Origin of the sequence: Amycolatopsis sp. SID8362 (genome assembly GCF_010550475.1) — a bacterium.
GTDB lineage: Bacteria > Actinomycetota > Actinomycetes > Mycobacteriales > Pseudonocardiaceae > Amycolatopsis > Amycolatopsis eburnea.
The window spans coordinates 1-5,086 of record NZ_JAAGNB010000016.1 but is presented as its reverse complement, the minus strand read 5'-3'; the positions used below and the strand labels follow the sequence as shown (position 1 = coordinate 5,086).

The window sequence follows — 5,086 nt, the reverse complement described above, 5'->3', positions numbered from 1 at the left end:
ATCGGGGCACGGCGGGGACGTCGCGCTGGCCACGCGGCTCGACGTGAGCCAGGCTGCCCCTGTCCTGAACGAAGGAGTACTGGCATGACCGGCCGCTGGATCGACGTCGCCGACGGCGTGCACGCGCGCCGCTACGAGGAACTGGACCTGACCGTCGGGCTGGTGGTGGGCGCCGAGCGCTGCCTGGTCGTCGACACGCGCGGCGACCTCGAGCAGGGCGCCGAACTCGCCGCGGCGGTGCGGGAGATCACGCCGCTGCCCTGGTCGGTGACGTTCACGCACGCGCACTTCGACCACACGTGGGGCACCGAAGCGTTCACGCCCTGCGCCGTCTGGGCGCACGAAGGCTGCCGGGCCGAGCTGGCCGAGTACGCGGAAGACGCGCGGGCCAAGTGGATCGACTACTACCGCGAAGCGGGCAAGGCCGGCATCGCCGACGCCATCGCGCGGACCACGTTCGTCGTGCCCGACCACCTGTTCACCGACCGGGCCGAGCTCGACCTCGGCGGCCGCACCGCCGTGCTGCTGCACCCCGGCCGCGCCCACACCGACCACGACGCGGTCGTGCACGTGCCCGACGCGGGTGTCGTCTTCGCGGGCGACGTCGTCGAGAACGCGGAGCACGGCTTCAGCGCGTTCTCCTTCAGCGCGGAGTCGGACCTGACCGCCTGGCCGGACACCCTGGACGCGATCCTCGCCCTCGAACCGCGGGTGATCGTGCCCGGCCACGGCGACCCGGTCGACGCCGACTTCGTCCGCTACCACCGCCACGGCCTGCACGAGCTGATCGCGCTGAAGGCGGCGATGGGCCGCGGCGAGACGACCGAGGCCGCCGCCGTGGCAGCTTCCCGCTACCCCGGCGACGTCACCCTGGCCGCCGTCGCCACCCCCTGACGCGCATCTTTCCCTACGAAAGTGACGCCCTCGTCCCCCTGAGGCGCATCTTTCCCTACGAAAGTGGCGCCTCCGGCCGTCAGTTGAAGTTCAGCTCGCCCGTGCGGGTGCGCTTCAGCTCGAAGAAGTCCGGGTAGCTCGCCAGCGCCACCGCGCCGTCGAACACCTTCAGCGCGTCTTCGCCGCGCGGGATGGAGCTGAGCACCGGGCCGAAGAACGCCACGCCGTCGATGTGGATCGTCGGGGTGCCGACGTCCTGGCCGACCGGGTCCATGCCCTCGTGGTGGCTCTTCTTCAGCGCCTCGTCGTACTCCGTGGAGTCCGCGGCGTCGAACAGCTCGGCCGGCGCGCCGATCGCGGCCAGCGCTTCCTTGATGACCTGGTCGCGGTCCTTGTTGCCCTGGTTGTGGTACCGGGTGCCGAACTCGGTGTAGTACTCGCGCAGCATCTCTTCGCCCTTGAGCTGCGACAGCGCCACGGCCACGCGCACCGGGCCCCAGCCCTTCGACAGGAGCTCCTTGTACTGCTCGGGCAGCTCGTCCCGGCCCTCGTTCAGCACCGACAGGCTCATGATCCGGAACCGCAGGTCCAGGTTGCGGTGCTTCTCCACCTCCAGGATCCAGCGGGAGGTGATCCACGCGAACGGGCAGATCGGGTCGAAGTAGAAATCGACCTTCGTGGGCTGCTCGGCAGCGGTCATCGGGGAACTCCTGTGTCACGTCTCGATGTGGGCGGACCCCCACACGACGGGCCAACACCGGCGCACCCGAGCTTGTTCCCTTGTCGCCGGGCACCCCGTCGCCATGATTGGATGCGGGGAGTTGAAAACCGATACCAACGACCAGAGGTGCCTGTGCCCGCCCCCAACCTGACCCGCGACCAAGCCAAGCTGCGCGCGGATCTGCTCGACGTCACCGCCTACGACATCGAGCTGGATCTGACCGACGGCCACGGCGGTCCCGGGGAGAAGACCTTCGCGTCGACGACGACCGTCCGGTTCTCCAGCGCCCGGGCCGGTGAGGGCACGTGGGTCGACATCGTCGCCGACCGCGTGCACTCGGCCACCCTGAACGGCGCGGACGTCGACGTCAGCGCCTACGTCGAGGACAAGGGCATCGCGCTGGCCGGACTGGCCGAGGCGAACGAGCTCACGGTGTCCGCCGACTGCCGGTACATGAACACCGGCGAAGGCCTGCACCGGTTCGTCGACCCGGTCGACGACGGCGTCTACCTGTACACGCAGTTCGAGACGGCCGACGCCAAGCGGATGTTCGCCTGCTTCGACCAGCCGGACCTGAAGTCCGTCTACCGGCTCACGGTCATCGCGCCGCGGGACTGGAAGGTCGTCTCGAACACGATGGCCGAGTCCACCGAGGAGACGCCGGAAGGCGCCGTCCGGACGGTGTTCAAGGAGTCCGAGCGGCTCTCGACGTACCTGGTCGCGCTGATCGCCGGCCCGTACGCGGAGTGGCGCGACGAGTACACCGACGCCCACAAGACCATCCCGCTCGGCGTCTACTGCCGCGCGTCGCTGGCCGAGCACATGGACGCCGACCGCCTCTTCACCGAGACCAAGCAGGGTTTCGGCTTCTACCACGAGAAGTTCGGCACGCCCTACCCGTTCTCCAAGTACGACCAGCTGTTCGTGCCGGAGTTCAACGCGGGCGCGATGGAGAACGCCGGCGCGGTGACCTTCCTGGAGGACTACGTCTTCCGCAGCCGCGTCACCCGCTACGCCTACGAGCGGCGCGCCGAGACGCTGCTGCACGAGATGGCGCACATGTGGTTCGGCGACCTGGTCACCATGCGCTGGTGGGACGACCTGTGGCTGAACGAGTCGTTCGCGACCTTCGCGAGCGTCCTGGCCCAGGCCGAGGCGACCGAGTACAAGAACGCGTGGACCAGCTTCGCGAACATCGAGAAGTCGTGGGCCTACCGGCAGGACCAGCTGCCCTCGACGCACCCGATCGCAGCCGACATCGTCGACCTGCACGCGGTCGAGGTCAACTTCGACGGCATCACCTACGCCAAGGGCGCGAGCGTGCTCAAGCAGCTCGTCGCCTACGTCGGGCTCGACCACTTCCTCGACGGCCTCAAGGTGTACTTCGGCAAGCACGCCTGGGGCAACGCGACCCTGGCCGACCTGCTGGGCGCGCTGGAGGAGGCGTCCGGGCGCGACCTGTCGTGGTGGAGCGCGCAGTGGCTGGAGACCACCGGGCTCAACTCGCTGAGCCCGCGCTACGAGGTCGGCTCGGACGGGAAGTTCACGTCGTTCGCCGTCGTGCAGTCGGGTGCCAAGCCGGGTGCCGGTGAGCTGCGCACGCACCGCGTCGCCGTGGGCGTGTACGACGAGGACGCCTCGGGGAAGATCGTCCGCAAGCACCGCGTGGAGCTGGACGTCGACGGCGAGCGCACCGAGGTGCCGGACCTGGTCGGCCTGCCCGCGGGCAAGCTGGTGCTGGTCAACGACGACGACCTGACGTACTGCACGATGCGCCTCGACCCGACGTCGCTCACGACGCTGATCGACTGCGTCGCCGACATCACCGAGTCGCTCCCGCGCACCCTGTGCTGGTCGGCGGCGTGGGAGATGACCCGCGAGGCCGAGCTAAAGGCCCGCGACTTCGTCACGCTGGTCCAGCGCGGCATCCACACCGAAACCGAGGTCGGCGTCGTCCAGCGGCTGCTGCTGCAGGCCCAGACCGCGCTGAACTCCTACGCGGAGCAGGACTGGGCGGCCTCGACCGGCTGGCCGGCGTTCACCGGGCGGCTGCTGGAGCTGGTCCGCGCCGCGGAGCCGGGTTCGGACCACCAGCTGGCGTTCGTGAACTCGCTGGCGGGCTCGGTCCTGGACGAGGCGACGCTGTCCGTGGTGGCCGGCTGGCTCGACGGTTCCGCGCCGCTCGACGGCCTGACGGTGGACACCGACCTGCGCTGGCGCCTGCTGCACGCACTGGTGGCGCACGGCAAGGCCGACGCCGCGGAGATCGACGCGGAGCTCTCCCGCGACAACACGGCCACCGGCCGCCGCCAGGCGGAGCGCGCCCGCGCCCTGCGCCCGACGGCCGAGGCCAAGTCGGACGCGTGGCAGCGCGCGGTGTACGACGACGAGCTGCCGAACGCGGTCAGCGACTCGCTCATCTCGGGCTTCTCCCACCCGGGCCAGAAGGCTCTCCTGGGCTCGTACGTGGCTCGCTATTTCGAGGTGATCGACGAGGTGTGGCAGCGACGGTCCAGCGAGCGCGCGCAGCCGATCGCGATCGGCCTGTACCCGTCGTGGGCGGTGGCCCCGGAGACGGTGACGGCGTCGGACGAGTGGCTGGCGGGCGACCACTCGCAGGCCCTGCGCCGGCTGGTTTCGGAGGGCCGGGCGGGCATCGTCCGTGCGCTGGCGGCGCGGGACTTCGACGCGCAGTCCTGAGTCGGTTCGGCGAAGAGCCCCGCACCCGATCCGGTGCGGGGCTCTTCCGCGTTCCGTACCGTCGTCCGGCCGCGCGCGGTCCCGGTTTCGAGGCACAGCCTGGTCACACCGCAGGAAAGCGCCCTGGGCCGGGTCCCGGCAAAGTCGCGCCGGCGCGCGGGTGACCGGCCGCGGGCCGGCCGCGTGGTCTGCCCGGCGTCGCGGGGATGTCGTGAAAGGGTCATTCATGTCGTCTGGCGAGGTGAATGACTCTTTCATGACATCGCGGATGGGTGGATCGGCCCTGCTGCCCGGCTCGGCCGGCCCCCGCCCTCCCTGGGGGGTGTCCCTATGTGGTTGTCAAGCCGCGGCTGGGGCTGGTTCGGGGTGGCGGTAGTGGGTGCCGTTGCGGAGCATGGCGTAGAGGACGTCGCAGCGGCGGCGGGCGAGGCAGATGAGGGCGGCGTTGTGCTTCTTGCCCTCGGCCCGCTTCCTGTCGTAGTAGGCGCGGCTGACCGGGTCGGACAGCGAGGCGAACGCTGCGAGGAAGAACGCGCGTTTGAGTTGGCGGTTGCCGGTCCGGGCGGGGTGTTCGCCCTTGATGCTGGTGCCGGAGCTGCGGGTGACCGGGGCGATGCCGGCGTAGGCGGCCAGGTGCCCGGAGGTCTTGAAGTTCGCGGCGTCGCCGATTTCGAGCAGGATGCGGGCGGCGGTCCTGACGCCGATGCCGGGCATCGAGGTCAGGACCCCGGCAAGAGGGTGCGCATCGAGTATCCCCTCGACCTGCTCAGC

At 70.2% G+C, this 5,086-nt stretch carries 4 protein-coding genes; 2 read left to right on the top strand and 2 right to left on the bottom strand.

The window, feature by feature from the left end; all coding sequences use genetic code 11:
- Window positions 1-84 precede the first annotated feature (84 nt).
- Complete coding sequence (locus tag G3I65_RS01080; RefSeq protein WP_160693890.1) at window positions 85-894, top strand: MBL fold metallo-hydrolase; 810 nt, start codon at window positions 85-87, stop codon at window positions 892-894.
- 79 nt (window positions 895-973) lie between these two features.
- Here G3I65_RS01080 and G3I65_RS01075 read toward each other — a convergent pair whose 3' ends face one another.
- Complete coding sequence (locus G3I65_RS01075; protein ID WP_160693888.1) at window positions 974-1,594, bottom strand: DsbA family protein; 621 nt, start codon at window positions 1,592-1,594, stop codon at window positions 974-976.
- Between the two features lie 153 nt (window positions 1,595-1,747).
- Here G3I65_RS01075 and pepN point away from each other — a divergent pair, with 153 nt between their 5' ends.
- Window positions 1,748-4,315 carry an aminopeptidase N gene (gene pepN, locus G3I65_RS01070; RefSeq protein WP_160693886.1) on the top strand — a complete coding sequence of 856 codons (2,568 nt, stop codon included), beginning with the start codon at window positions 1,748-1,750 and terminating at the stop codon, window positions 4,313-4,315.
- 339 nt (window positions 4,316-4,654) lie between these two features.
- On the opposite strand, the gene G3I65_RS01065 is transcribed toward pepN, so the two are convergent.
- Window positions 4,655-5,086: transposase (locus tag G3I65_RS01065; RefSeq protein WP_160693884.1), on the bottom strand; the 432-nt coding region annotated here is incomplete at its 5' end.